This window comes from Streptomyces sp. NBC_00435, assembly GCF_036014235.1.
GTDB lineage: Bacteria > Actinomycetota > Actinomycetes > Streptomycetales > Streptomycetaceae > Streptomyces.
Genome location: NZ_CP107924.1, coordinates 2,381,913 through 2,406,553 on the forward strand (window position 1 = coordinate 2,381,913; position 24,641 = coordinate 2,406,553).

Genomic DNA, 24,641 nt, shown 5'->3' on the forward strand with positions numbered 1-24,641 from the left:
ACCCACTCGGCCCACACCACCAAAACGGAAGCGAGACTTCACCACCGTGACTGCTCTGACTCTCAGCACTGCCGGACCGGCGACGCTGCGCGCCGACGCCCTCGTCGTCGGCGTAGCGAAGGGCCCCAAGGGTCCCGTCGTTGCCGCGGGCGCCGAGGCCGTGGACAAGGCGTACGACGGAAAGCTCGCCGCCGTGCTCGACGCACTCGGTGCCTCGGGCGCCGAAGGCGAGATCACCAAGCTGCCGGCACCGGACGGCCTCAAGGTCCCGGTCGTGCTGGCGGTCGGGCTGGGCTCCCTCCCCGAGACGGACGAGTCCTACGACGAGGAGGCGCTGCGCCGCGCCGCCGGCGCCGCCGCCCGCGCCCTGCACGGCGCCAAGAAGGCCGCCTTCGCGCTCCCCCTCGACGACGCCTCCGCCGTCACCGCCGTGGCCGAGGGCGCGCTGCTGGGCGCGTACTCCTTCACCGCCTACCAGGGCGGCGAGAAGAAGGCCGCCAAGAACGGCGGGCCCAAGCAGCCGCTCGCCGAGATCGCCCTGCTCGGCGCCAAGCCGCGCGACAAGGAGCACAAGGCCGCCGCCGAGCGCGCCACGGTCCTCGCGACCGAGATCAACATCGCCCGTGACCTGGTCAACACCCCGCCGAACGACCTCACCCCCGAGGCCTTCGCCGCCGTCGCCAACGCGACCGCGAAGGAGAACGGCATCAAGGTCCAGATCCTGGACGAGAAGGCCCTGGTCAAGGGCGGCTACGGCGGCATCATGGGCGTCGGCAAGGGCTCCGAGAACCCGCCGCGCCTGGTGAAGCTCTCCTACACCCACCCCAAGGCGGAGAAGACCCTCGCCTACGTCGGCAAGGGCATCACCTACGACTCCGGCGGCATCTCCCTGAAGCCGGCCGGCCACAACGAGACGATGAAGTGCGACATGGCCGGCGCCGCCGCCGTCTTCGCCTCCGTGGTCGCCGCCGCCAAGCTCGGGCTCCAGGTCAACGTGACCGGCTGGCTCGCGCTCGCCGAGAACATGCCGTCCGGCTCCGCCACCAAGCCCGGTGACGTGCTGCGCATGTACAGCGGCAAGACCGTCGAGGTCCTCAACACGGACGCCGAGGGCCGCCTGGTCCTCGGCGACGCGCTGACCAAAGCCTCCGAGGAGAACCCGGACGCGATCGTCGACGTCGCCACCCTGACCGGCGCCATGGTCATGGCGCTGGGCGACCGGACCTTCGGCATCATGGGCAACGACGAGGCGTTCCGGACCTCCATCCACGAGATCGCCGAGGAGGTCGGCGAGGCCTCGTGGCCGATGCCGCTCCCCGGGGACCTGCGCAAGTCCATGGACTCCCCCACCGCCGACATCGCCAACATGGGTGTCCGGATGGGCGGCGGCCTGGTGGCCGGCCTCTTCCTCCAGGAGTTCGTCGGCGAGGGCATCACCTGGGCCCACCTCGACATCGCGGGCCCCGCCTTCCACGAGGGCGCCCCGTACGGCTACACCCCCAAGGGCGGCACCGGCTCCGCCGTCCGCACCCTGGTCCGACTGGCCGAGCGCACGGCCACGGGCGACCTGGGCTGACACCGGACTGCCGAGCTCCACACGGGCCCCGGCCGTGATCATATTTTCTGATCACGGCCGGGGCCCGTTCGCTGCCAACGAAATCCGTAGGTTTCTACGCTGCGGTAACCCCCTGTTCGGGCAGAACGACCTGCCCCAGGGCAGGCCCGGCGTCCCGCGTTCCGCCGACAAATGCGAAGATGGGTTCTCGGCAGGACAGGGCCCCCACCACAGGGCCGAAGAAAAAGCGGCCGTATACCAGCCGCCGCCCGGTCACAGAGGACCGGTGCTCGGCGCACATGCATGGAGGACGTGACGTGGCGAACGACGCCAGCACCGTTTTCGACCTAGTGATCCTCGGCGGCGGCAGTGGCGGTTACGCCGCGGCACTGCGCGCATCCCAGCTGGGTCTGGACGTTGCCCTGATCGAGAAGAACAAGCTCGGCGGCACCTGCCTGCACAACGGCTGCATCCCCACGAAGGCTCTGCTGCACGCGGGCGAGATCGCGGACCAGGCTCGCGAGGCCGCCCAGTTCGGTGTCAAGGCCACCTTCGAGGGCATCGACATCGCGGGTGTGCACAAGTACAAGGACGACATCATCGCGGGCCTGTACAAGGGTCTGCAGGGTCTTGTCGCCTCCCGCAAGCTGACCTACATCGAGGGTGAGGGCCGCCTCTCCTCGCCGACGTCCGTCGACGTGAACGGCCAGCGCATCCAGGGCCGCCACGTGCTCCTGGCGACCGGCTCCGTGCCGCGCTCGCTGCCGGGCCTGAACATCGACGGCAACCGCATCATCTCCTCGGACCACGCGCTGGTCCTGGACCGCGTGCCCGAGTCCGCCATCGTCCTGGGCGGCGGCGTCATCGGCGTCGAGTTCGCCTCGGCGTGGAAGTCCTTCGGCACCGACGTCACCATCGTCGAGGGCCTCAAGCACCTCGTACCGGTCGAGGACGAGAACAGCTCCAAGCTGCTGGAGCGCGCGTTCCGCAAGCGGGGCATCAAGTTCAACCTCGGCACCTTCTTCGACAAGGCCGAGTACACCGAGAACGGTGTGCGGGTCACCCTCGCCGACGGCAAGACCTTCGAGGCGGAGGTGCTGCTGGTCGCGATCGGCCGCGGCCCCGTCTCCCAGGGCCTGGGCTACGAGGAGCAGGGCGTCACGATGGACCGCGGCTACGTCGTGGTCGACGAGTACATGCGGACCAACGTGCCGACCATCTCGGCCGTCGGCGACCTCGCCCCGACCCTCCAGCTCGCGCACGTCGGCTTCGCCGAGGGCATCCTGGTCGCGGAGCGTCTGGCCGGCCTCAAGGCCGTCCCGATCGACTACGACGGTGTGCCGCGCGTCACGTACTGCCACCCCGAGGTCGCCTCCGTCGGCATCACCGAGGCCAAGGCCAAGGAGATCTACGGCGCGGACAAGGTCGTGGCCCTCAAGTACAACCTGGCGGGCAACGGCAAGAGCAAGATCCTGAAGACCGCGGGCGAGATCAAGCTCGTCCAGGTCAAGGACGGTGCCGTGGTCGGCGTCCACATGGTCGGTGACCGGATGGGCGAGCAGGTCGGCGAGGCCCAGCTGATCTACAACTGGGAAGCCCTGCCGGCCGAGGTCGCGCAGCTCATCCACGCGCACCCGACGCAGAACGAGGCGATGGGCGAGGCCCACCTGGCACTCGCCGGCAAGCCCCTGCACGCACACGACTAATCGTCACTGGGCGCGACGACCACTTCCGCACATTCGTTAGGAGCAACTGAAACCATGTCGGTTTCCGTAACCCTTCCGGCGCTCGGTGAGAGCGTCACTGAGGGCACTGTCACCCGTTGGCTGAAGGCCGAGGGCGAGCGCGTCGAGGCCGACGAGCCGCTGCTCGAGGTCTCGACCGACAAGGTCGACACCGAGATCCCGTCCCCCGTGGCGGGCATCCTGGCCTCCATCAAGGTCGCCGAGGACGAGACCGTCGAGGTCGGCGCGGAGCTGGCCGTCATCGACGACGGTTCGGGCGCGCCGGCCCCGGCCGCCGCTCCGGCCGCCGAGGCCCCCGCGGCCCCGGTCGCCGAGGCTCCGGCCGCTCCGGCCCCCGTCGCCGAGGCCCCCGCGGCCCCGGCCGCTGCCGCCGCTCCGGCCACCGCCGGTACCGATGTCGTACTCCCCGCCCTGGGCGAGTCCGTCACCGAGGGCACCGTCACCCGCTGGCTGAAGCAGGTCGGCGAGTCGGTCGAGGCCGACGAGGCGCTGCTGGAGGTCTCGACCGACAAGGTCGACACCGAGATCCCCGCCCCGGTCTCCGGCACGCTGCTGGAGATCCTGGTCGCCGAGGACGAGAACGCCGAGGTCGGCGCACGTCTGGCCGTCATCGGTGCGGCGGGCACGGCTCCCGCGGCCGCCCCGGCCGCCGCCGCCCCGGCTCCGGTCGCCGCTGCCGCTCCGGTCGCCGCCCCGGCTCCGGTCGTGGCCGCTCCCCCGGTCGCCGCTCCGGCTCCGGTCGCCCCCGCGGCTCCGGTGGCCGCACCGGCCCCCGTGGCCGCTCCGGCTCCGGTCGCCCCTGCGGCTCCGGTCGCTCCGGCCGCCCCCGCCGCCCCGGTTTCCGCCGGTGACGAGGGTGCCTACGTGACCCCGCTGGTGCGCAAGCTCGCCACGGAGTCCGGCGTCAACCTGTCCGTGGTCTCGGGCACCGGTGTCGGTGGCCGCATCCGCAAGCAGGACGTCCTGGCCGCCGCCGAGGCCGCCAGGGCCGCTGCCGCTCCGGCGCCGGCCGCTGCCGCTCCGGCCGCCAAGGCCCCGGCCGCCGCGGTCTCCGAGCTGCGTGGCCAGACCGTCAAGATGACCCGCATGCGCAAGGTCATCGGCGACAACATGATGAAGGCCCTGCACTCGCAGGCGCAGCTCAGCTCCGTGGTCGAGGTGGACATCACCAAGATCATGAAGCTGCGCGAGAAGGCCAAGGCCGGCTTCCTCGCCCGCGAGGGCGTCAAGCTGTCCCCGATGCCGTTCTTCGTCAAGGCCGCGGCCCAGGCACTGAAGGCCCACGCGGTCGTCAACGCCCGGATCAACGAGGACGAGGGCACCATCACCTACTTCGACTCGGAGAGCATCGGCATCGCCGTGGACTCCGAGAAGGGCCTGATGACCCCGGTCATCAAGGGTGCCGGTGACCTCAACCTGGCGGGCATCTCCAAGGCGACCGCCGACCTGGCCTCCAAGGTCCGCGGCAACAAGATCACGCCGGACGAGCTGTCGGGCGCGACCTTCACCATCAGCAACACCGGCTCGCGCGGTGCGCTGTTCGACACGGTCATCGTGCCCCCGAACCAGGTCGCCATCCTGGGCATCGGCGCGACGGTCAAGCGCCCGGTGGTCATCGAGACCGCCGAGGGCACGAACATCGGCATCCGCGACATGACGTACCTGACCCTGTCCTACGACCACCGCCTGGTGGACGGCGCGGACGCGGCCCGGTATCTCTCGGCCGTCAAGGCGATCCTCGAGGCCGGCGAGTTCGAGGTCGAGCTCGGCCTGTAAGGCTCTCCACGACAGCGAGCAGCGACTGTCTCGTACGGCGCCCCCGCCCGGGCCGCAAGTCCCGGGCGGGGGCGCCGTCGTCGTACGCTGGGCGCCCCGGTGGGCGCCCTGTAACCAGCCTCACCCTGCGCCTCCGACCGGGAACGCATCGCGACGAGCAGCGCCGCCGTATTGTCTACGCATCAGGCCCCGCGTGACCCTGCACATCCACCAGGAGATGAAGACCCGATGATCACCCCACCCGTCGTGCACTCGCTGCGCGAGCAGATCCGCGAGCACATCGTGGAGGGGATCGTCAGCGGGCGCTGGAAGCCCGGCGAGCGGATCGTGGAGCGCCGGATCGCGGTGGAGCTCGAGGTCAGCCAGACGCCCGTGCGCGAGGCCCTGCGTGAGCTGGAGACGCTGCGGCTGATCGAGTCCGCACCGAACAAGGGCGTGCGCGTGCGGAACCTGTCGGCGGCGGACCTGGAGGAGATCTATCCGGTCCGGGCCGGTCTGGAGCAGATCGCGGCCGAGCTGGCCGCGCCCCGGCTGGCGGCCGACTGCACGGCCCTGGAGCCGCACGTGGCGGCCCTGTGGGAGGCCGACCGCGGTGCGGACGGCACGGCGCAGGTGCGGCACACCGTGGGCTTCCACCGGGAGCTGGTGCGGGCGGCCGGGAACAGCGTGCTGCTGCACACCTGGGAGTCCCTGGGCATCGAGGTCTTCACGGCCCTGTCCATCCGGTGGCTGGGAACCGTCCAGAAGTCCTACGCCGAGGAGCACGAAGCCCTGGTGGATGCCTTCCGCAATCAGGACCCGGACATCGGTCTGCTCGTGAAGCGGCATGTTCTGGGGTGCGCGCCGAGGGCTTGATTTCGCCCCTGGATCCACCCTCGATCCGCTCTCCACCCGCTCTCGATCGCCCTTCGAGCCCCCTCCAGCGGCCCACCTTGTCCCGATTTGCCCGGCACCGGGTGCCTGGATTCATGGCACCCGGTGCCGACTTTTGTCGTATGGACGTTTCTTAGTCACTTTCATTTGATCGATCATCGATCAGCGCCTTACAGTCATCCGCGGACCCCACCCGGGTCCAACGACCCTGTCCTGCCCGTCAGGGATTTCTTCACCACCTCTCCTTTGTCCGGAAGGCGGCGCACACCGATGTCCGACCCCGTAGGAAAGCTTCCGAGCGAGCTCGACCAGCTCCCGGACCGCGACACCGAGGAGACCGCCGAATGGGCGGCCTCACTCGACGCCGTCGCCAAGGCCGCCGGTACGCGCCGCGCCGAATACCTGCTCCGTCGCACGCTCCAGCACGCCGAGGCCGCCGGCCTCGCGCTGCCGAAGCTCCTTGAGACGGACTACGTCAACACCATCCCCACCGCCGCGGAGCCCGAGTTCCCCGGCGACGAGGCGATGGAAGCCAGGATCACCGCCTGGAACCGCTGGAACGCGGCCGCCATGGTGACCCGCGGCTCCAAGTACGGCGTCGGCGGCCACATCGCCACCTTCGCCTCCGCCGCCTGGCTGTACGAGACCGGCTTCCAGCACTTCTTCCGCGGGAAGGAGGCCGACGGATCGGGCGACCAGCTCTACATCCAGGGCCACGCCTCCCCCGGCATCTACGCCCGCGCCTTCCTCGACGGCCGGATCTCCGAGCAGCAGCTCGACAAGTTCCGCCAGGAGTCCGGCGGCAACGGCCTGCCGTCCTACCCCCACCCGCGGCGCCTGCCGTGGCTGTGGGAGTTCCCGACGGTGTCCATGGGCCTCGGCCCGCTGTCCGCGATCTACCAGGCGCGCTTCAACCGCTACCTGCAGAACCGCAGCATCAAGGACACCGCCAACTCGCACGTCTGGGCCTTCCTGGGCGACGGCGAGATGGACGAGCCCGAGTCGACCGCCGCCCTGGCTCTGGCCTCCCGCGAGCAGCTCGACAACCTGACCTTCGTCATCAACTGCAACCTGCAGCGCCTCGACGGTCCGGTCCGCGCCAACTTCCGCGTGGTGCAGGAGCTGGAGGCCCAGTTCCGCGGCGCCGGCTGGAACGTCATCAAGTCCCTGTGGGGCTCCGCCTGGGACGAGCTGTTCCAGCTCGACACCACGGGCGCCCTGGTGCGCCGTCTGCGCGAGGTACCCGACGCGCAGTTCCAGACGTACGCGACCCGCGACGTGGCCTACATCCGCCAGCACTTCTTCGGCGCCAACGCCGAACTCGTACAGCTGGCCGGTGTGCTCTCCGACGCGAAGATCGCCGAGTGCTTCCACAGCTCCCGCGGCGGCCACGAGCCCCGCAAGGTCTACGCCGCGTACAAGGCCGCCCTGGAGCACAAGGGCGCGCCGACGGTCATCCTCGCGCAGACCGTCAAGGGCTACACGCTGGGTGCCGGGTTCGAGTCGAAGAACGCGAACCACCAGATGAAGAAGCTGACGATCGACGAGTTCAAGGACATGCGCGACCTCCTTGGCCTCCCGATCCCGGACAGCGCCTTCGCCGACGGCCAGGTCCCGTACGGTCACCCGGGCGCGAACAGTCCCGAGGTCCAGTACCTGAACGAGCGCCGCGCGGCGCTCGGCGGCCCGGCCCCGGCCCGCAAGGTCAAGCACGTGGCCCTGCCCGCCCCCGCGGACCGCTCCTTCGCCCCGCTGCTCAAGGGCTCCGGCAAGCAGGAGATGGCCACCACCATGGCCTTCGTCCGGCTCGTCAAGGACCTGATGCGGGACAAGGAGACCGGCAAGCGCTGGGTGCCGATCGTCCCCGACGAGGCCCGTACCTTCGGTATGGAGTCCCTCTTCCCGTCGGCCGGCATCTACTCGCCGCTGGGCCAGACGTACGAGCCGGTCGACCGCGACCAGCTCATGTACTACAAGGAAGCCAAGGACGGCCAGATCCTCAACGAGGGGATCACCGAGGCCGGCGCCATGGCCGACTTCATCGCCGCCTGCACGTCGTACGCGACGCACGGCGAGCCGATGATCCCGTTCTACATCTTCTACTCGATGTTCGGCTGGCAGCGCACCGCCGACCAGATGTGGCAGCTCGCCGACCAGCTCGGCAAGGGCTTCATCGTCGGCGCCACCGCCGGTCGCACCACGCTGACCGGTGAGGGCCTGCAGCACGCGGACGGCCACTCGCACCTGATCGCGTCCACGAACCCGGCGTCGCTCAACTACGACCCGGCGTTCGCCTACGAGATCGCGGTGATCGTCAAGGACGGTCTGCGTCGGATGTACGGCGAGAAGCCGGAAGACGTCTTCTACTACCTGACCGTCTACAACGAGCCGAAGCCGCAGCCCGCCATGCCGGAGGGCGTGGAAGAGGGCATCCTGCGCGGTCTCTACCGCTTCAACACGGCGGCGGACCTGGCGGAGGCGGCCCCGGCCACCGACGCCCCGAAGATCCAGCTGATGGCCTCCGGTACGGCGATCCACTGGGCCCTCGACGCGCAGAAGCTGCTCGCCGCCGACTGGAACGTGGCCGCCGACGTCTGGTCCGCCACCTCCTGGGGCGAGCTGCGCCGCGACGCGCTGGAGTGCGACGAGGCGCTGCTGCGCGGGGAGATGCGCACCCCGTTCGTCACCCGCGCGCTGGAGGGCGTCACCAGCCCGGTGCTCGCCGTCTCCGACTGGATGCGTCAGGTCCCGGACCAGATCAGCCAGTGGGTCGAGCAGGACTACACCTCGCTGGGTACGGACGGCTTCGGCCTCTCCGACACCCGTGAGGGCGCCCGCCGCCACTTCGGTGTCGACGCCCAGTCGATCGTGGTGGCCGCGCTGGCCCAGCTCGCCCGCCGCGGCGAGGTCCCGGCGTCCTCCATCAAGGAGGCCCGGGAGCGCTACGGCCTGTAGGCCCCGGCACCCTGAACGACCGTGAGGCGGTCCGCCCCCGTGGGGGCGGACCGCCTCACGTCGTCGGTGGGGCCGGTCCCGTCCCCTCGGGCTCCTCTCCTGTCCCCTCCGCCCCGGACCCCCGGCCGGCTCCCGCGGTGCGCGTATGCGGCCGTGCGGGGGGCGTGCACCGGCCTTTCGCGCCATGCGCGGTGGCGGCGGGAGGGTCGACCCGTGATGCTGGAGCGGTGATGGACGAGACGGAATTCTGGGAGATGGTCGACCGTACGCGCGAGGCCGCCGACGGCGACCCCGAGGAGCACGCGGAGTTGCTCGTGGAGCGGCTGGCGCAGCTCGATCCGGATTCCGTCCTGGACTTCGCGAGGCACTTCGAGTCGCGGTACAACCGGGCGTACACCTGGGACCTGTGGGGCGCCGCGTGGGTGCTGCTCGACGGGGCCAGCGACGACGCGTTCGACTACTTCCGGTGCTGGCTGATCGGCCAGGGGCGGGAGGTCTTCGAGGGCGGGGTGCACGACCCGGACCAGCTGGCGGAGCTCCTCGACGAGTTCGACGAGGAGATCGACGGGGACGGCGAGGAGCTGGGGTACGCGGCCGACGAGGCGTACGAGCAGCTGACCGGGGCGGTCGCGCCGGATCTGGGGATCCCGCTGCAGGCGGCGGAGCCGGAGGGCGCTGCGCTGGACTTCGAGAACGAAGCCGTGCTCGCGGAGCGCTTCCCCCGGCTGTGGGACCGCTTCAGGGGCTGAATCCCCCTCGACTGCCTAGTAGTGCGTGCCGCCGTCGATGCGGATCTCCGTACCGGTGATGAAGGCGCCGTCCTCGGAGCCGAGCATGGCGACGACGCCGGCGACCGTCTGCGGGCCGGCGAAGCCCTGGCCGAGGGCCGGGGCGAGCTTGGCGAACAGGCTCCAGTCGGTGTCCTCGGGCAGGCCGGGGCCGTTGCCGGTGGTCATGCCGCTCTCGATGGAGCCGGGCGCGACGGAGACGAAGCGCAGGCCCTGCTTGCTGTACTCGGCGGCCAGCGCGTGGGTCATGGACTGGATGCCGCCCTTGCTGGCCGCGTAGGCGGACATGTAGGGGTGCGCGAAGCTCGCCGAGGTGGAGCTGAAGTTGACGACGACCGGCTGGTCGCCCGCCAGCAGCGCCGGGAGCGACTCGCGGATGACCAGGAAGGTACCGGTCAGGTTCACTGCGATGATCTTGTTCCAGAACTCGAGCGTGGTCTGGTGGGTGTGCGCGGAGCGCAGGATGCCCGCGGCGTTGACCAGTACGTCGATTCCGGTGAGCGCGTCGACGGCGGCGGCGACGCCCGCCGTGACGGCCGCCTCGTCGGATATGTCGAGGACGGCGGTGGTGAGGCGCTCCGCGTGCCCGTCGGCGGCCGCCCGGTCGGCGGTGGCCTTGAGGCCGGCCTCGTTGACGTCCACGGTGTGGACCCGGCCGCCCTCGGAGAGGATGCGGTGGACGGTGGCCTGGCCGATGCCGGAGCCGCCGCCGGTGATGAGGACGCGACGTCCTTCGTAACGGTTCATGGGGACGAGCGTACTCCCGCCATGACACGTTTTGCCAGACTGTCAAAACATGCATTCCGCTGATCCGTGCCGAGGTATCCTTCCCTCCGTGAGATCCCCTCGTCCGTACTCTCCCCAGGCCGGCCCCGGAGCCCAGTCGCTGACCGAGCGCCGCAAGGCGGCCACCCAGCTCGACATCGCCCGCGCGGCCTGCGAACTCTTCGCCGAGCACGGCCCCGACGGCACCACCGCCGAGGACATCGCCCACCGAGCGGGCGTGGCCCTGCGCACGTTCTACCGCTACTTCCGCAACAAGCAGGAGGCGGTCGGCCCCCTGCTGGCGGTCGGCGGCGACGCCTGGCGGGCCCTGCTCGCCGAGGAGGATCCCGGGACCCCGCTCACCGAGGCCCTGGAGCGCGCCGTCACCCGCTCGCTCACGGACCCCAAGGCGCTCGACGAGGGGCTGGAGGTCACCCGCGGCCTGCTGCGCGCCGCCGCCTCCGACGAGGCCCTGCGAGCGGTCTGGTACCGGGTCAACCAGGACTCCGAGGAGCGCCTGGTCCCGGTCGTCGCCCGGCTCGCCGGCCCGGAGGCCGAACCCCTCGCCGTCCGCCTCCTCGCGGCGGCGGCCACGGACGCGATCCGCATCTCCCTGGAACTCTGGTCCACCACGGACACCCCGCCCTCGGGCCCCGGCTCCCCGTCCGAACTGGCGGTCCGCTGCCTGCGCGACCTCACGGGCGCCATGCCCCTGCTGCGCCGACCCTGAGCACCCCGGACACCGACCCGCCGCCCCGTCACAGGAACCGCCGCGACTTCTCCCTCAGATGCTCGGCGAAGAAGGCGGGGGCGTCCGGCCGCATCCGGGCCAGGGCGACCATCGCCGTGACGATGACGTCGGCGACCTCCGCCTCCACGTCGTTCCACGTGTGCGAGTTGCCCTTGCGGGGATTGCTGCCCTTGGCCCCGATGACGGCCTGCGCGGCCTCACCGAACTCCTCCCCGATCTTCAGGATCTGCAGCGTCACGCTCTCCTCCCGCGCCACCCCGCGCTCCCGGTCGTGCTCGTCGAACCGGGCCACGAGCGCCCCGATGGTCTTCCACGCGTCGTCCATCCCCCGAAACTAGCCGCACACGCCGAAGCCCCGCCCCCCTCTCGGAAAAGGGGGACGGGGCTTCGTGCGATCAGTGCGTCAGCACGGCACGGCTTAGAGGTCGAAGTAGAGCTCGAACTCGTGCGGGTGCGGGCGCTGCGCGATCGGGGCGATCTCGTGCGTGCGCTTGTAGTCGATCCAGGTCTCGATCAGGTCGGGGGTGAAGACACCGCCGGCCAGGAGGTACTCGTGGTCCTCCTCCAGGGCCTTGAGGACGTCCTCGAGGCTGGTCGGGACCTGCGGGACGCTCGCGTGCTCGTCCGGGGAGAGCTCGTAGAGATCCTTGTCGATCGGCTCCATCGGCTCGATCTTGTTCTTGACACCGTCGAGCCCGGCCAGCAGGAGGGCCGCGAACGCCAGGTACGGGTTCGAGGACGGGTCCGGGGCGCGGAACTCGACGCGCTTGGCCTTCGGGTTCGAGCCCGTGATCGGGATGCGCATGGCGGCGGAGCGGTTGCGCTGCGAGTACACCATGTTGACCGGCGCCTCGAAGCCCGGGACCAGGCGGTGGTAGGAGTTCACCGTCGGGTTGGTGAACGCCAGCAGCGACGGAGCGTGCTTGAGGATGCCGCCGATGTAGTAGCGCGCGGTGTCCGACAGGCCCGCGTAGCCGGCCTCGTCGTAGAACAGCGGGTCACCGTTCGCCCACAGCGACTGGTGCACGTGCATGCCCGAGCCGTTGTCACCGAAGATCGGCTTCGGCATGAACGTCGCGGTCTTGCCGTTCTTCCAGGCGACGTTCTTCACGATGTACTTGAAGAGCATCAGGTCGTCGGCCGCGGCGAGCAGCGTGTTGAACTTGTAGTTGATCTCGGCCTGGCCGCCGGTGCCGACCTCGTGGTGCTGACGCTCGACCTGGAGGCCCTGGGCGTCCAGCTCGAGGGAGATCTCGGCGCGCAGGTCGGCGAAGTGGTCGACCGGGGCTACGGGGAAGTAACCACCCTTGTAGCGGACCTTGTAACCACGGTTGTTCTCCTCGGAGCCCGTGTTCCAGGCGCCGGCCTCGGAGTCGATGTGGTAGAAGCTCTCGTTCGCGGTGGTCGCGAAGCGCACGCTGTCGAACACGTAGAACTCGGCCTCGGGACCGAAGTACGCGGTGTCGGCGATGCCGGTCGAGGCCAGGTACGCCTCGGCCTTCTTCGCGACGTTGCGCGGGTCACGGCTGTAGGCCTCGCCCGTGATCGGGTCGTGGATGAAGAAGTTGATGTTGAGCGTCTTGTCCTTGCGGAACGGGTCCAGACGCGCGGTGGTGATGTCGGCACGCAGCGCCATGTCGGACTCGTGGATCGCCTGGAAGCCGCGGATCGAGGAGCCGTCGAAGGCCAGCTCCTCGTTCGGGTCGAACGCCCGCCCCGGGATGGTGAAGTGCTGCATGACACCAGGCAGGTCACAGAAGCGGACGTCGACGAACTTGACGTCGTTCTCCTCGATGTACTGCTTCACTTCGTCGGCGTTCTTGAACATCCAACTCCTCCTACTCCCGACCCCGGGGCAGGGGCGGGCTTTATAGCTAGTGGTGCGTCAGTGCGGTGCCGCACGCTGACCCGACCATAAGCAGACGGGGTTTCTCAAGCATGACCCATTTGTTTCGCACAAGTTAACCAGGGTCCCGCCGGAACAGCGCGAACCAGCACCGGTACCGTGGTTCGCGTGGACAAGAGGCAAGCAATCGGATCCTGGCTCTCCGGCCCCCGCGAGGCAGCCGAGGAGATGGGTGTCGACTTCGGGCACCCGGGCAGGCAACTGGGCCTGCCGCAGCAGGGGCCCGGCTCGGTGGCCCGTTTCGGCCGCCGCTTCGGCGCCCTGCTCATCGACGGTCTGGGCTGCCAGCTGATCGCGTACGGCCTGATCACGGGCCGCGACTGGAACGCCGCGGCCAACTGGTCACTGCCGCTCCTGGTGGTCCTGGGCATCCTCACCGTCGGCACCGTGGGCTTTACCCCCGGGAAGCGGATCATGGGCCTCCGCATCATCTCGCAGGACGGCGGCCGGCTCGGCTTCGGCCGCGTGGTGCTGCGCACCGTGCTGTTCGCCCTGCTGATCCCGGCCCTGGTCTGGGACCGCGACGGCCGCGGCCTGCACGACCGCCTCAGCCGCGCCGTCCAGGTCCGGGTCTGATCCGGGTCTGACATCCGGCGCCGATGATCCCGGTCCGCGACCGGAGCGCGGCGGCACGACGCACGGGCGCCCCGAGCCGATGGCTCGGGGCGCCCGTGCGTCGTATACGAAAAACTGGTCAGCGCATCTTTCCGCCGCGCGGCATGCGCATCCCCTTGGGCATCGGGCCCTTCGGGATCGGCATGTTGCTCAGCAAGTCACCCATGGCCCGGAGCTTGTCGTTGACCTGGGTGATCTGGGGCCCGGAGAGCACGCGGGGCAGCTTCATCAGGGTCGTACGGACCTTCTTGAGCGGCACCTCGCCCTCGCCCCTGCCCACGATGAAGTCGTGGACCGGGATGTCGGGCATGATCCGGGCCAGCTTCTTCTTCTCGTTCGCGAGCATCGGCTTCACCCGGTTCGGGTTGCCCTCGGCGATCAGGACCACGCCGGCCTTGCCGACGGCCCGGTGGACGATGTCCTGCTGCTTGCTCATCGCGACGGCGGGGGTGGTGCTCCAGCCCCGGCCCACGTTGTCCAGTACGGCCGCGGCCGCGCCCGGCTGTCCCTCCATCTGCCCGAAGGCAGCGCTCTCGGCCCGCCGCCCGAAGATGATCGCCATCGCCAGGAACGCCACCAGGAAGCCCAGGATGCCCAGGTAGACCGGGTGGCCGATCAGGAAGCCGATCGCAAGAAAGACACCAAAGGTGACGATTCCCACGCCCGCGACGATCAGACCGACCTTCGGGTCGGCCTTGCGCGTCATCTTGTACGTCAGGGCGATCTGCTTCAGTCGCCCGGGGTTCGCAGCAGTCTCTGCGTTTGACTTCCTCGCCATGAAGCGAAGTTTACGTGGCCTTCTCGGTCCGGGTCGCCGCGGCCTCGAGTACGTGCTCGGTTTCGACCCGGTCCCTGGCCCTGCGGCGGTCTTCGAGGACCGCCGTCCAGGCGTTCCGGCGGGCGCCGCTCATGAGCAGCGACTCTATGCCCCGGAAGGCGTCGGTGAAGGACGGGATGGCGATGGCGCGTACGGGCGCGGCCTGCATGATGTCGATCCCTTTCACGGAACTCACGTCGAGGGGTGAACCAGGAGTGTGTGCGGTGCGTCCAAGTATCGTCACTGACTGGTGTTACCGGGGCATGACCGACTGGTCAAAGAGTGATGAAACATTGATGCGGCCCACCGGACTCCTGGAAAGAGCCTAGGGGCCGCATCAGTGCGGTGTTACCCGTTGGTAAGACTTTGTGCGCGAGTTCACATACGACCCGCCCCACCCGCCTCGGGCGCCTCAGACGGTCGCGCGCTTCTCCATCGCCTGCTGGTACAGCCGGCCCGCGCGGTACGAGGAACGCACCAGCGGCCCGGACATGACGCCGGAGAAACCGATCTCCTCGGCCTCCTTCGCCAGCTCCACGAACTCGGCCGGCTTCACCCAGCGCTCGACGGGGTGGTGGCGCGGCGAGGGCCGCAGGTACTGGGTGATGGTGATGAGCTCGCAGCCCGCCTCGTGGAGGTCCTTCAGCGCCTGGCTGACCTCCTCGCGCTCCTCGCCCATGCCCAGGATCAGGTTGGACTTGGTGACGAGGCCGTAGGCCCGCGCCTGCGTGATGACGTCGAGGGAGCGCTCGTAGCGGAAGCCGGGGCGGATCCGCTTGAAGATGCGCGGCACCGTCTCGATGTTGTGGGCGAAGACCTCGGGGCGGGAGGCGAAGACCTCCTGCAGGAGCTCCGGGACCGCGTTGAAGTCGGGAGCCAGCAGCTCGACCTTGGTGTGGCCGGTCTCACGGCCCGCCGTCTGCTGGTGGATCTGGCGCACGGTCTCCGCGTACAGCCAGGCACCGCCGTCCGCCAGGTCGTCGCGCGCGACGCCCGTGATGGTGGCGTAGTTCAGGTCCATCGTGACGACGGACTCCCCGACGCGGCGCGGCTCGTCCCGGTCCAGCGCCTCGGGCTTGCCCGTGTCGATCTGGCAGAAGTCACAGCGCCGTGTGCACTGGTCGCCGCCGATGAGGAAGGTGGCCTCGCGGTCCTCCCAGCATTCGTAGATGTTGGGACAGCCGGCTTCCTGGCACACCGTGTGCAGTCCTTCGCCCTTCACCAGGGCCTGCATCTTGGTGTACTCGGGACCCATCTTGGCCCGCGTCTTGATCCACTCGGGCTTGCGCTCGATGGGCGTCTGGCTGTTCCGGACCTCCAGGCGCAACATCTTGCGTCCGTCGGGTGCGACTGCGGACACGACCGGCTCCCTGTGACTTCGATTCTTCGGCGCCCACCAGGGTACGCCCGTAATTTCATACGCTCTTACGTCGACCAACCTGCGGCCGGCCGGGCCCATTCCCGGGCCCATTCCCGGGCCCGTTCCCGGCCCGGCCGGAGGCGTGCCGCTACGGGCCCACCGCGGGCTCGATCTCGCGGGGCCGCGGCTCCGCCTGCTCCAGTACGTCCTTCAGGTGCCGCTCGATCGCCGGCAGCACCTCGGCGATGGTGATCTCGCGCCCGAGCTCGTACGAGAGCGAGGTCACACCCGCGTCCCGGATCCCGCAGGGGACGATCCGGTCGAACCAGGTGTTGTCGGGGTTCACGTTGATCGCGAAGCCGTGCATAGTGACGCCCTTGGCGACCCGGATGCCGATGGCGGCGAGCTTGCGGTCCTCCCGGCGCTGGCCGGCGTTGGACGGGGCGTACTCGGGGCCGTTCAGCCGTGGGTCGAACTCCTCGTCGTGCAGCCGCGGGTCGAAGTCCAGCGAGAGCCCGCCGATCTTCGGACGCTCCTCCACCGGGTCGCCCAGCACCCAGACCCCGCTGCGCCCCTCGACGCGGGTGGTCTCCAGGCCGAACTCGGCGGCCGTGCGAATCAGCGCGTCCTCCAGGCGGCGGACGTGGGCCACCACGTCCACCGGGCGGGGCAGCTTCATGATCGGGTAGCCCACCAGCTGGCCCGGGCCGTGCCAGGTGATCTTGCCGCCGCGGTCCACGTCCACGACGGGCGTCCCGTCGAGCGGCCGCTCGCTGTCGGCGGTCCGCCGGCCCGCCGTGTAGACCGGCAGGTGCTCCAGCAGCAGACAGGTGTCCTCGATCTCGTCCGCGAAGCGGGCCGCGTGCACCCGGCGCTGCTCTTCCCACGCGACCGTGTACTCCACGGCCTGCGGCCCGAAGCCCAGACGGACAAACCCAAGCTCAGCCACCGCGGCGCCTCCTCGTTGAACCTGCCGACGAACTTGCTGTGTGCACGTATCGCACCAAGCAAGGGTACGGCGGCCCGCGCGCGGCCCGTCGGCCGCCCGTCAGCCGCCCGTCAGCTGCCTGTCCGGCGGCCCGGGCAGCTGCTTCGGCCGCCTGCGGCCCTTCGGCGGCCGGTCCGGATCCTCGTCCGCCCGGGGGAGCCGGCGGTGCCCCTCGGAGTGGTCGTTCACCCAGCCGCAGACCCCGCAGGCGTAGCGCCCGTCGAGACCTGCGATGTACGTACCGCAGCGCCGGCACTCCGCTTCGGTCAGCTCGGGCGCGGGGAGCGGGGCCGTGGATTCTGCGCAGCGGTCGTCGCCGTCGAGGCGCTCGAAGCTGCCGGGGCGGTGCTCCCCGGTGGGCCGGCGGGTCATGGGCGGCAGCGTACGCGGGTGGAGGGGGTCAGTCCGTAAAGAGCCCTACCGATTCTGCACACGATCGGATGAATGTGGGGCAGAGAGGGCGGTGCAGACCGGGTTCGCCGCTACATTCACGCCGTTCACAGGGCCGGGACTCCGGTCCGTCACGTCAGGAGACCGTGGAGCCGATGACGGAACGACCTGCCCAGCGTGTCCCCAACCGGCAACTCGCGGCGCTGATCGCCGAAGCCGGGTTCTCCAACGCCGGGCTCGCCCGCCGCGTCGACCAGCTCGGCCTGGAGCACGGTCTCGATCTGCGGTACGACAAGACCTCCGTGACCCGCTGGCTGCGCGGGCAGCAGCCGCGCGGCACGACCCCCGCGCTCATCGCGGAGGTGTTCACCCGGCGCCTCGGGCGACGGCTGTCGGCCCAGGACCTGGGCCTGGACGCGTGCGCGCCGGTGTACGCGGGGCTGGAGTTCGCCGCCACCCCCGAGGAGGCCGTCGACATCGCGAGCGGGCTGTGGCGCAAGGACTCCGGTTCGCACGCCGAGCTGCGCAAGATCGCCTTCACCCCGGCCGGTCTGGTGGTGCCGAGCCGGGACTGGCTGATCGGGCGGGCCGACGAGCGGGTCGGCCGGGGCGCGGACCAGGCCACGCGGGTCCCCGTCCAGGGCCGTCCCGCGCAGGGCCAGTCCGCCCAAGGCCATTCCCTGCAGGGCCATCCCGTGCAGGCCCATCCCGTGCAGGGCCGGGCCGCGGTGCCCCGGCAGCGGCAGATCGACCGCGGGCCGGGGCAGCGGGTGACCGGCGGTGACATCGCCGCGCTCAGATCGGTGAGCGAGCTCTTCCGCACCCTGGACCACGCCTACGGCGGCGGCCATGCCCGCCAGGCCCTGGTGCGGTACCTGGAGCACGAGGCCGAGCCGATGCTGCGCGGCACCTACGGGGAGACCACCGGGCGCCGGCTGTTCTCCGCCGCGGCCGATCTGACCCGGCTCGCGGGCTGGACCTCGTACGACATCGCCGCGCACGGGCTGGCCCAGCGGTACTTCGTGCAGGCGCTGCGCCTGGCCCAGGCGGCCGCGGACCGGCCCTACGGGGCGTACGTGCTGGTCACGATGAGCCGGCAGGCGGTCTACCTCGGCCACGGCCGGGAGGCGGTGCAGCTGGCCCGGGTCGCCCAGCAGGGCGTCGGATCGGGCCCGCCACCGGTGGTGCAGGCGCTGCTGCACTCGGCGGAGGCGCGCGGACACGCCGTGCTCGGCGAGGTCAGGGCCTCGACGGCCTCGCTCGTGCGGGCCGAGCGGGCGCTGGGCGCGGCCCGGCCGGGTGACGACGTGCCGCACTGGGCGCGGAGCTACGACGAGGCGCAGCTGGCGGACGAGTTCGGGCACTGCCACCGGGACCTGCAGCAGTACCGGGCCTGCGCGCAGCACGCGGAGCGCTCGCTCCAGCTGCGGGCGCCCGGGTACGCGCGTTCGCGGCTGTTCTGCCGGGTGGTGCTGGCCACGGCCCGGCTGGGGCTGGGCGAGCTGGACCAGGCGTGTGCGCTGGGTGCGGAGGCGGCGCAGCAGGCGATGGAGATGCGGTCGGTACGGGCGGTGGAGTACGTACGGGACTTCGAGCGGCGGCTGGAGCCGTACCGGGACGCGTCCGCCGTGCGGACGTACCGGGACCGGGTGGCCGCACTGTCCTGACCCTGTGGGCCGGCTCCCGGACTTCCGGGCCCGCGGGCGCCGTGCGGGCGCCGGCGGGGCTGGAACCGCCCCGCCGGCGCAGTGCTCAGGCCGCCACCCGAAGCGCGGCTTCCGGTGCGGCCGGCAGTGGGATGCCGAAGTCGCGCAGGACGGCGCCGGCCGCGCGGCGGGCCGAGCGCAGGGCGCCCTCGACGGTGTTGGTGTCCCGGTGGTCGCCGCACACGTACAGCCCGGCCAGGACCCGGACCGTGCGCCGGGTGTCCTGCGGCGGCGGCATGGCGGGCACGGCCTCGGGGGTGTGGTGGACGGCGAGGAGCTCCCAGTCCCGGGTCGCGGTCTCGTAGAGCCGGGCCAGGCGCGAGGCCACCGTCCGGGTGGGCGGCGGCGGGCCGAGCACGGTGGTGGTGACCAGGCTGCGGCCGGTGGGGGCGCGCGTCGGGTCGACGGCGCTCATCACGGCGGTGTGGGCGACGGGCCAGTCGGGGTCTCCGTCCAGGAGCAGGGAGCCGTCCCGGGCGAGCGGGCCCGCCGAGGCGGTGGTGGCGTGGTGGATGACGGTGACCTGGTGGAACTGGGGCACGCGCAGCCCCGGGAGCAGTTCGGCGGCCGCCCGGGCGCCGGTGGCCAGGACGGCCGAGCGACAGCTGAAGTCGCCGTGCTCCTCGGTGGTGACCAGGTTGGTGGCGACCGAGCGGACCCGGACCCCGGTCCGTACGGTGCCGGCCGGCAGCCCGGCGGCGAGCAGCCCCGGCAGGGTCGCGGCGCCGCCCTCGGGCACGGCGAGGCGGCCGCGCGCGAAGGTCCGCAGGGCCAGGTCGGCGACGCGGCTGGAGGTGGTGAGTCCGGGGTCGCGCAGGAGCGCGGCGAGCAGCGGGCGCAGCACCGTACCGAGGCTCCGGGAGCTCAGGGCGGCGTGCGCGGTGCGTTCGGGGCGGGCCAGGAGACGTTCCTCGGGCAGCGCCGCGAGGCGGCCGAGGGCGGCGCCGAGCCGGGCCTGGTCGATGGATCCGCTGGTCAGCGCCCGGGCCGGGGTCAGTGCACCGGCCCGGAGCGTCCTGCCGTCGGTGTGGATGAGGGCTCCCGGCACGAAGGGCCGCAGGACCAGGTCCTCGAGGCCCGGGGTGCGGGCCGGTTCGGCGTAGGCCGTGTTGAGGAGCTGGCCGATCCGGTCGAGCCGGAAGCCGTCCACGGTCTCGGTGGCCATCCGGCCTCCGGGGTCGTCCGCGCTCTCCAGGACGATGACCGTGACTCCGGCCGCGATCAAGTGGTGCGCGGCCGCGAGTCCCGAGACTCCGGCTCCTACGATGACCACGTCCGCATGGTGTGCGTGTGTGCTGTTGAGCACGTGCCCCTCCCCGAGGTCGGCCCGGCTGTGTGGGGAACCTCCTTCCCCCAACGACCTCGAGCGGAACCCGAGTTGGCCCGGCCATTACGGGGTACACGGTCAACTCCGGTCGCACGGCGGTCGCATTCGGCTCACAAACGGTCGCACGCGTGCGCCGGGGTGCTCCCCCCTCCTCAGGTCCCGAGGGCCGCCCGGATCGACTCGTCGATCCCCGGGTACCGGAAGACGAACCCGGACTCCAGCAGCCGGGCGGGGCGCACACGCTGACTGCCCAGCACGTCCTGGGCGAACTCCCCGAGCACCACGCGCATGACCGGAGCGGGCACGGCGAACACCGCCGGGCGGTGCAGGACCCGCCCCATCGCGGCCGTGACCTCGCGGTTGGTCAGGGGCTCGGGGGCGGTGAGGTTCACCGGCCCTGCCAGCGAAGGCGTGTCGATGAGGTGCCGCAGGGCGGCCAGCTCATCGTGCATCGAGATGTGCGACCAGTACTGGCGGCCGTTGCCGAGCCGGCCGCCGACACCGGCCTTGAAGATGGGGAACAGCTTCCCCCAGGCTCCGCCCTCGGCCGCGACGACCAGCCCGGTACGGGCGAACACGGTCCGGACCCCGGCCTCCTGGGCGGGTGCGGCGGCGGCCTCCCACTGGACGCACACGTCGGGGAGGAAGCCCTCTCCCGCCGGGGCGTCCTCGTCCACCGGCCGGTCGCCCGTGTCCCCGTAGTACCCGATGGCGGTTCCGCAGACGAAGGCCGCGGGCGGCTCGTCCATGGCGGCGACGGCCGAGGCCATGGCGGCCGTGCCCTTGACCCGGCTGTCGCGGATCTCCCGCTTGTACGCGTCCGTCCACCGGTGGTCGCCGACCCCGGCCCCGGCGAGGTGCACGACGGCGTCGCACCCGGCGAGGCCCGCCGGGTCGACGTACCCCCGCTCCGGGTCCCACCGCGCCTCGTCCGGCGCGGCCGGCTCCCGCCGTACGAAGCGGACGACCTCATGTCCGTCGGCCTTCAGGGACCGCCCGAGGGCACTGCCGATGAGCCCGGTGGCACCGGTGACTGCGATACGCATGGCCACATCTTGGCACCCACCCCCGGGCCCGCTCCTGGGGACGCGGGCCCCGGCCGGCGGGAAATCGAGCCCGTCCGGCGTTTGAGGACCGGGGTCTGGGGCGGAGCCCCAGGGAGGGGTCCGGGCACAGCCCGGGGAACGGGCGAAGGGCGGGTAGGGGACCTCCGCCCCGCAGGGCCGAACCACCGCGAGGGCCGCGGTCAGGAGGACCCGGCGCCGCCCAGCCAGGTGCCGACCGCGTAGGTCACGGCCATCGCCAGGGCCCCACCGGCGACGTTCCGCAGCACCGCCCGCCCCGTCGAGGCCCCTCCGAGCCGCGCACTGAGCACCCCGCACAGCGTCAGCGCCACCAGCACCGCGACCACCGTCACCGGCACCCGCCACGACGCCCCCGGCAGGACGATCGCCAGCAGTGGCAGCAGGGCCCCCACCGTGAAGGCGACCAGGCTCGCCACCGCCGCGTGCCAGGGGTTCGCCAGCTCGTCGGGGTTGATCCCCAGCTCCACCCGCGCGTGCGCCCGTAGCGCGTCCCGCTCCGTCAGCTGCTCCGCCGCCTCCCGCGCCACCGCCTCGCTCAGTCCCCGCTGGACCAGCAGCCCGGTCAGCTCGTCGAGCTCCGCCTCCGGCGACTGCGCCAGCTCCCGCCGCTCCAGGTCCAGCGCCGCCTTCTCCGAGTCCCGCTGGGAGCTGACCGACACGTACTCCCCCGCCGCCATCGACAGCGCGCCCGCCAGCAGTCCGGCGACGCCCGCCGCCAGGATCGCGGTCCGCGAGGTCGTGGCCCCGGCGACGCCGACGACCAGGCCCGCGGTCGAGATGATGCCGTCGTTCGCGCCGAGGACCCCCGCGCGCAGCCAGTTCAGCCGGGTACTGATCTCCGCGCTCTGCGCGTGCGGAGGATGCGCGCCGCTTTCCGTTTCCGTCACGCCACCACTGTCGCGGCCACCGCCGGAAGGAGCCACCCGGCGTGCGCGCCTACGGCGCCGGGACCAGGGTGGAAGGGTGAGACGCCGACGCGAGGAGCCGGGCTGGCTGCGCGGGACGCCGCCGCCGCGCTGGGCACGCCTCGCGCCCGCGGTGGCCCTGGTGGTGCTGGTGTGCGTGCAGCGCATCACCCCGGGCGATGTCGAGCTGGGCTACTTCCTGGCCGGGCTCCCCCCGGTGGCGGCCTTCGCGTACGGGGCCGCCGGGACGGCCGTCTTCGCGGGCCTGGTGCTCGTGCTCGTCGGTCTCCCCTCGCTCGGCATCGCGCACGCCCGGGGCTCCGATCTCGCGACCGTCGCGGTGATCGGCCTGCTCAGCGTGGTGGTCGCCTGGGTCCGAAAACGGCGCGACGCCCAGCTGGTGAGCGTGCGCACGGTCGCGGAGGCGGCCCAGCTCGCGGTCCTGCCGCCGGTCCCCGAGCGGGTCGGCGCGGTCGCCTGCGCGGGCCTCTACCGCGCTGCCCAGCAGGGCACCCTGGTCGGCGGCGATCTCTACGACGTGCGGGTGGGGCCCTTCGGCGTGCGCGCGCTGGTCGGTGACGTCCAGGGGCACGGCCTGGCCGCCGTGGGCACGGTCGCCTCCCTGCTCGGCGCCTTCCGGGAGGGGGTCCTGGACGACGCGGAGCTCACGTTGGTGGCGGCCCGGCTGGACCGGCGGCTGCTGGCGGATTCGGCGGCCGAGTCGGTGGCGCACGCGGAGCTCTTCGCGACGGCGGTGCTGCTGGAGTTCCCGCCCGAGCTCGGTCTGGTACGGATCGTGTCGTGCGGGCATCCGCCGCCCCTGCTGCTACGGGGCTTCGCGGTCTCGGAACTCGATGTGGAACCGGGTCCCCCGCTCGGCCTGGGCCTGGCCGGCCCCACCCCCGCCGCACCGACCGAGCTCCGGGTCGGCCCCGGGGACCGGCTGGTGATGTACACGGACGGGGTGACGGAGGCCCGCGACGCGGCGGGCAACTTCTACCCGCTGACCGCGCGCGTGCCCGTACTGGCGACGGACCCGGCGGGGCTGGCCCGGGCCGTCTGGCGGGACCTGCAGTCCTTCACCGGGGGCGGGCCGCGCGACGACGTGGCGCTGCTGGTGCTGTCGCTGGAGGAGGGCCCGGGCGGTGACGGCAACGGTGGCGGCGGCCGCGCGCGATGACGGCGCCGTACTGAATGCATGACCAAACGATGACCACCGCCCATTTGGACCATTGGTCATGTTTCGCTCGATTTCCCCAGCCCCCGAGCATGGAAACCGAGGCCCACCGGATGCACGCACCGCACAAGCACAACAGGCGGATCACCGCGGTCCTGGCGACGGCCGGAGCCGTCGCCCTGCTCACCGGCACGATCGCGGTCGGCGCCGCCGCAGCGGGGGCGACGGCCCCCGGTTCCGCGAAGAAGCCCGTCGAGGCCCCCGAGAGGCTGCCGCCGCCGCTCAGGGAACAGGGCTACGGCGTCAGCTTCCCGAAGGTCCCCGATGCGAACTGAGGTGGCCAGGTGGGCCAGGTGAGCCAGGTGGATCGTGATGGATCGAGAGGGAACGAGATCGACTACCCGGCGTCGCGGATGAAGGAACGGACCATCTTGCAGGTGACGTTCGACGGTCGGCGGATGCCCGTCCGGACGGCCATCGTGCGGATCTTGCGGTTGGTGGCGCGCTGAACGTCGTACGTCCCCGAGTCGAGCAGGGATATCGCCAGCCGCATCGCCTTCAGGCGCCGGTTGTGGCTCTCGTACCACTCGCGGGGCAGCCCCGCCGGCAGCGGCTTCTTCTTGACGGGCTCGATGGTGTGCAGGGTCATGGCAGTGGCCATCTACAGCCTCCCAAACGGTAGTTGGCTTCCTGTCGTTCTCCTTCGATTTTACCGGCGACCACTGACAAAGGACCTGGCCAGGCGGCGCCTCGCTAAGCTTTCGGGCATGGAGATCTGGATCAACCCCGCCTGCTCGAAGTGCCGCAGCGCGCTGACCCTGCTGGACGCCGAGGGCGCCGAGTACACCGTCCGCCGCTACCTGGAGGACGTCCCCTCGGAGGCCGAGATCCGCGAGGTCCTGGGCCGCCTGGGCCTGGAGCCGTGGGACATCACCCGCACCTCGGACCCACTCGCCAAGGAGACCGGCGTACGGGAACTGCCGCGCGAGGAGACCGAGGAGGCGCGCGGTCGCTGGATCAGCCACCTGGCGGCGCACCCGAAGCTGATCCAGCGCCCGATCATCACCGCGGAGGACGGCACGGCGATGGTGGCCCGCTCGGAGGAGGCCGTCCGCGAAGCCCTCTCCCGCAAGGGGTAGCGGAGGCCGGGCGGGGGC

The 24,641-nt window shown here is 71.4% G+C and carries 24 protein-coding genes; 12 read left to right on the forward strand and 12 right to left on the reverse strand.

Going from position 1 to position 24,641, the window contains the following annotated elements; translation table 11 throughout:
• The first annotated feature begins 46 nt into the window (after positions 1 to 46).
• The 6 genes from OG389_RS10910 to OG389_RS10935 all read left to right on the forward strand — a co-directional run bounded on the left by OG389_RS10910 (position 47) and on the right by OG389_RS10935 (position 9,653).
• A complete protein-coding gene (locus OG389_RS10910) occupies positions 47 to 1,576 on the forward strand; it encodes a leucyl aminopeptidase (RefSeq protein WP_328298277.1) in 1,530 nt (509 codons plus the stop codon).
• 296 nt (positions 1,577 to 1,872) lie between these two features.
• On the forward strand, positions 1,873 to 3,261 hold the full coding sequence (gene lpdA, locus OG389_RS10915; protein WP_328298278.1) for a dihydrolipoyl dehydrogenase: 1,389 nt from the start codon (positions 1,873 to 1,875) through the stop codon (positions 3,259 to 3,261).
• A gap of 54 nt (positions 3,262 to 3,315) precedes the next feature.
• Positions 3,316 to 5,076 carry a 2-oxoglutarate dehydrogenase, E2 component, dihydrolipoamide succinyltransferase gene (gene sucB, locus OG389_RS10920; protein ID WP_328298279.1) on the forward strand — a complete coding sequence of 587 codons (1,761 nt, stop codon included), beginning with the start codon at positions 3,316 to 3,318 and terminating at the stop codon, positions 5,074 to 5,076.
• A gap of 231 nt (positions 5,077 to 5,307) precedes the next feature.
• Positions 5,308 to 5,931 carry a GntR family transcriptional regulator gene (locus OG389_RS10925; protein ID WP_328303667.1) on the forward strand — a complete coding sequence of 208 codons (624 nt, stop codon included), beginning with the start codon at positions 5,308 to 5,310 and terminating at the stop codon, positions 5,929 to 5,931.
• A gap of 288 nt (positions 5,932 to 6,219) precedes the next feature.
• On the forward strand, positions 6,220 to 8,904 hold the full coding sequence (gene aceE, locus OG389_RS10930) for a pyruvate dehydrogenase (acetyl-transferring), homodimeric type (protein WP_328298280.1): 2,685 nt from the start codon (positions 6,220 to 6,222) through the stop codon (positions 8,902 to 8,904).
• Positions 8,905 to 9,134: 230 nt separating this feature from the next.
• Positions 9,135 to 9,653 carry a DUF4240 domain-containing protein gene (locus OG389_RS10935; RefSeq protein ID WP_328298281.1) on the forward strand — a complete coding sequence of 173 codons (519 nt, stop codon included), beginning with the start codon at positions 9,135 to 9,137 and terminating at the stop codon, positions 9,651 to 9,653.
• Between the two features lie 15 nt (positions 9,654 to 9,668).
• On the opposite strand, the gene OG389_RS10940 is transcribed toward OG389_RS10935, so the two are convergent.
• The gene (locus tag OG389_RS10940; protein WP_328298282.1) at positions 9,669 to 10,439 is read right to left on the reverse strand and encodes an SDR family NAD(P)-dependent oxidoreductase; all 771 of its coding nucleotides are present in this window, start codon (positions 10,437 to 10,439) and stop codon (positions 9,669 to 9,671) included.
• 88 nt (positions 10,440 to 10,527) lie between these two features.
• Here OG389_RS10940 and OG389_RS10945 point away from each other — a divergent pair, with 88 nt between their 5' ends.
• Positions 10,528 to 11,187, forward strand: coding sequence for a TetR/AcrR family transcriptional regulator (locus OG389_RS10945; protein WP_328298283.1), 660 nt, complete (start codon positions 10,528 to 10,530; stop codon positions 11,185 to 11,187).
• A gap of 28 nt (positions 11,188 to 11,215) precedes the next feature.
• On the opposite strand, the gene OG389_RS10950 is transcribed toward OG389_RS10945, so the two are convergent.
• Positions 11,216 to 11,533 (reverse strand): MazG-like family protein, encoded by a 318-nt coding sequence (locus OG389_RS10950; protein ID WP_328298284.1) that lies wholly within the window; start codon positions 11,531 to 11,533, stop codon positions 11,216 to 11,218.
• 93 nt (positions 11,534 to 11,626) lie between these two features.
• Positions 11,627 to 13,036, reverse strand: a complete 1,410-nt coding sequence (glnA, locus tag OG389_RS10955) for a type I glutamate--ammonia ligase (RefSeq protein ID WP_328298285.1) — start codon at positions 13,034 to 13,036, stop codon at positions 11,627 to 11,629.
• Positions 13,037 to 13,222: 186 nt separating this feature from the next.
• On the opposite strand from glnA, the gene OG389_RS10960 reads away from it, so the two are divergent.
• Positions 13,223 to 13,690, forward strand: coding sequence for an RDD family protein (locus OG389_RS10960; RefSeq protein ID WP_328298286.1), 468 nt, complete (start codon positions 13,223 to 13,225; stop codon positions 13,688 to 13,690).
• A 118-nt stretch (positions 13,691 to 13,808) separates the two neighbouring features.
• On the opposite strand, the gene OG389_RS10965 is transcribed toward OG389_RS10960, so the two are convergent.
• The 5 genes from OG389_RS10965 to OG389_RS10985 all read right to left on the reverse strand — a co-directional run bounded on the left by OG389_RS10965 (position 13,809) and on the right by OG389_RS10985 (position 17,266).
• The gene (locus tag OG389_RS10965) at positions 13,809 to 14,507 is read right to left on the reverse strand and encodes a DUF4191 domain-containing protein (RefSeq protein ID WP_328298287.1); all 699 of its coding nucleotides are present in this window, start codon (positions 14,505 to 14,507) and stop codon (positions 13,809 to 13,811) included.
• Between the two features lie 10 nt (positions 14,508 to 14,517).
• On the reverse strand, positions 14,518 to 14,715 hold the full coding sequence (locus OG389_RS10970; protein ID WP_328303671.1) for an SCO2195 family GlnR-regulated protein: 198 nt from the start codon (positions 14,713 to 14,715) through the stop codon (positions 14,518 to 14,520).
• 243 nt (positions 14,716 to 14,958) lie between these two features.
• Positions 14,959 to 15,906 (reverse strand): lipoyl synthase, encoded by a 948-nt coding sequence (gene lipA / locus OG389_RS10975; RefSeq protein WP_328298288.1) that lies wholly within the window; start codon positions 15,904 to 15,906, stop codon positions 14,959 to 14,961.
• Between the two features lie 148 nt (positions 15,907 to 16,054).
• On the reverse strand, positions 16,055 to 16,855 hold the full coding sequence (gene lipB / locus OG389_RS10980; protein WP_328298289.1) for a lipoyl(octanoyl) transferase LipB: 801 nt from the start codon (positions 16,853 to 16,855) through the stop codon (positions 16,055 to 16,057).
• A 99-nt stretch (positions 16,856 to 16,954) separates the two neighbouring features.
• Positions 16,955 to 17,266: a hypothetical protein gene (locus OG389_RS10985; protein WP_328298290.1), complete on the reverse strand. Its 312-nt coding sequence runs from the start codon at positions 17,264 to 17,266 to the stop codon at positions 16,955 to 16,957.
• Between the two features lie 173 nt (positions 17,267 to 17,439).
• Between OG389_RS10985 and OG389_RS10990 the strand changes: the two genes are divergently transcribed.
• Complete coding sequence (locus tag OG389_RS10990; RefSeq protein ID WP_328298291.1) at positions 17,440 to 18,951, forward strand: regulator; 1,512 nt, start codon at positions 17,440 to 17,442, stop codon at positions 18,949 to 18,951.
• Positions 18,952 to 19,036: 85 nt separating this feature from the next.
• Here the strand turns inward: OG389_RS10990 and OG389_RS10995 are convergent, their stop codons facing one another.
• From OG389_RS10995 to OG389_RS11005, 3 genes are all read right to left on the reverse strand, one after another.
• The gene (locus OG389_RS10995) at positions 19,037 to 20,296 is read right to left on the reverse strand and encodes an FAD-dependent oxidoreductase (protein ID WP_328298292.1); all 1,260 of its coding nucleotides are present in this window, start codon (positions 20,294 to 20,296) and stop codon (positions 19,037 to 19,039) included.
• 173 nt (positions 20,297 to 20,469) lie between these two features.
• Complete coding sequence (locus OG389_RS11000) at positions 20,470 to 21,363, reverse strand: TIGR01777 family oxidoreductase (protein ID WP_328298293.1); 894 nt, start codon at positions 21,361 to 21,363, stop codon at positions 20,470 to 20,472.
• A 200-nt stretch (positions 21,364 to 21,563) separates the two neighbouring features.
• Entirely contained in the window at positions 21,564 to 22,289 is a 726-nt protein-coding gene (locus OG389_RS11005) for a VIT1/CCC1 transporter family protein (protein WP_328298294.1), read from the reverse strand.
• Positions 22,290 to 22,365: 76 nt separating this feature from the next.
• On the opposite strand from OG389_RS11005, the gene OG389_RS11010 reads away from it, so the two are divergent.
• Both OG389_RS11010 and OG389_RS11015 read left to right on the forward strand, forming a co-directional pair.
• Entirely contained in the window at positions 22,366 to 23,487 is a 1,122-nt protein-coding gene (locus OG389_RS11010) for a PP2C family protein-serine/threonine phosphatase (protein ID WP_328298295.1), read from the forward strand.
• An 89-nt stretch (positions 23,488 to 23,576) separates the two neighbouring features.
• Positions 23,577 to 23,819 (forward strand): hypothetical protein, encoded by a 243-nt coding sequence (locus OG389_RS11015; protein ID WP_328298296.1) that lies wholly within the window; start codon positions 23,577 to 23,579, stop codon positions 23,817 to 23,819.
• Positions 23,820 to 23,881: 62 nt separating this feature from the next.
• Here OG389_RS11015 and OG389_RS11020 read toward each other — a convergent pair whose 3' ends face one another.
• On the reverse strand, positions 23,882 to 24,145 hold the full coding sequence (locus tag OG389_RS11020; RefSeq protein WP_327307072.1) for a hypothetical protein: 264 nt from the start codon (positions 24,143 to 24,145) through the stop codon (positions 23,882 to 23,884).
• A 106-nt stretch (positions 24,146 to 24,251) separates the two neighbouring features.
• On the opposite strand from OG389_RS11020, the gene OG389_RS11025 reads away from it, so the two are divergent.
• Complete coding sequence (locus OG389_RS11025) at positions 24,252 to 24,623, forward strand: ArsC/Spx/MgsR family protein (protein ID WP_328298297.1); 372 nt, start codon at positions 24,252 to 24,254, stop codon at positions 24,621 to 24,623.
• Positions 24,624 to 24,641: the final 18 nt, after the last annotated feature.

Excerpts from the sequence above, each read along its gene's own strand:
- sucB (WP_328298279.1), top strand. The coding sequence starts at position 3,316 with ATGTCGGTTTCCGTAACCCTTCCGGCGCTCGGTGAGAGCGTCACTGAG.
- aceE (WP_328298280.1), top strand. The coding sequence starts at position 6,220 with ATGTCCGACCCCGTAGGAAAGCTTCCGAGCGAGCTCGACCAGCTCCCG.
- OG389_RS10935 (WP_328298281.1), top strand. The coding sequence starts at position 9,135 with ATGGACGAGACGGAATTCTGGGAGATGGTCGACCGTACGCGCGAGGCC.
- OG389_RS10940 (WP_328298282.1), bottom strand. The coding sequence starts at position 10,439 with ATGAACCGTTACGAAGGACGTCGCGTCCTCATCACCGGCGGCGGCTCC.
- OG389_RS10950 (WP_328298284.1), bottom strand. The coding sequence starts at position 11,533 with ATGGACGACGCGTGGAAGACCATCGGGGCGCTCGTGGCCCGGTTCGAC.
- glnA (WP_328298285.1), bottom strand. The coding sequence starts at position 13,036 with ATGTTCAAGAACGCCGACGAAGTGAAGCAGTACATCGAGGAGAACGAC.
- OG389_RS10965 (WP_328298287.1), bottom strand. The coding sequence starts at position 14,507 with ATGGCGAGGAAGTCAAACGCAGAGACTGCTGCGAACCCCGGGCGACTG.
- OG389_RS10970 (WP_328303671.1), bottom strand. The coding sequence starts at position 14,715 with ATGCAGGCCGCGCCCGTACGCGCCATCGCCATCCCGTCCTTCACCGAC.
- OG389_RS10985 (WP_328298290.1), bottom strand. The coding sequence starts at position 17,266 with ATGACCCGCCGGCCCACCGGGGAGCACCGCCCCGGCAGCTTCGAGCGC.
- OG389_RS10990 (WP_328298291.1), top strand. The coding sequence starts at position 17,440 with ATGACGGAACGACCTGCCCAGCGTGTCCCCAACCGGCAACTCGCGGCG.
- OG389_RS11000 (WP_328298293.1), bottom strand. The coding sequence starts at position 21,363 with ATGCGTATCGCAGTCACCGGTGCCACCGGGCTCATCGGCAGTGCCCTC.
- OG389_RS11015 (WP_328298296.1), top strand. The coding sequence starts at position 23,577 with ATGGAAACCGAGGCCCACCGGATGCACGCACCGCACAAGCACAACAGG.
- OG389_RS11020 (WP_327307072.1), bottom strand. The coding sequence starts at position 24,145 with ATGGCCACTGCCATGACCCTGCACACCATCGAGCCCGTCAAGAAGAAG.
- OG389_RS11025 (WP_328298297.1), top strand. The coding sequence starts at position 24,252 with ATGGAGATCTGGATCAACCCCGCCTGCTCGAAGTGCCGCAGCGCGCTG.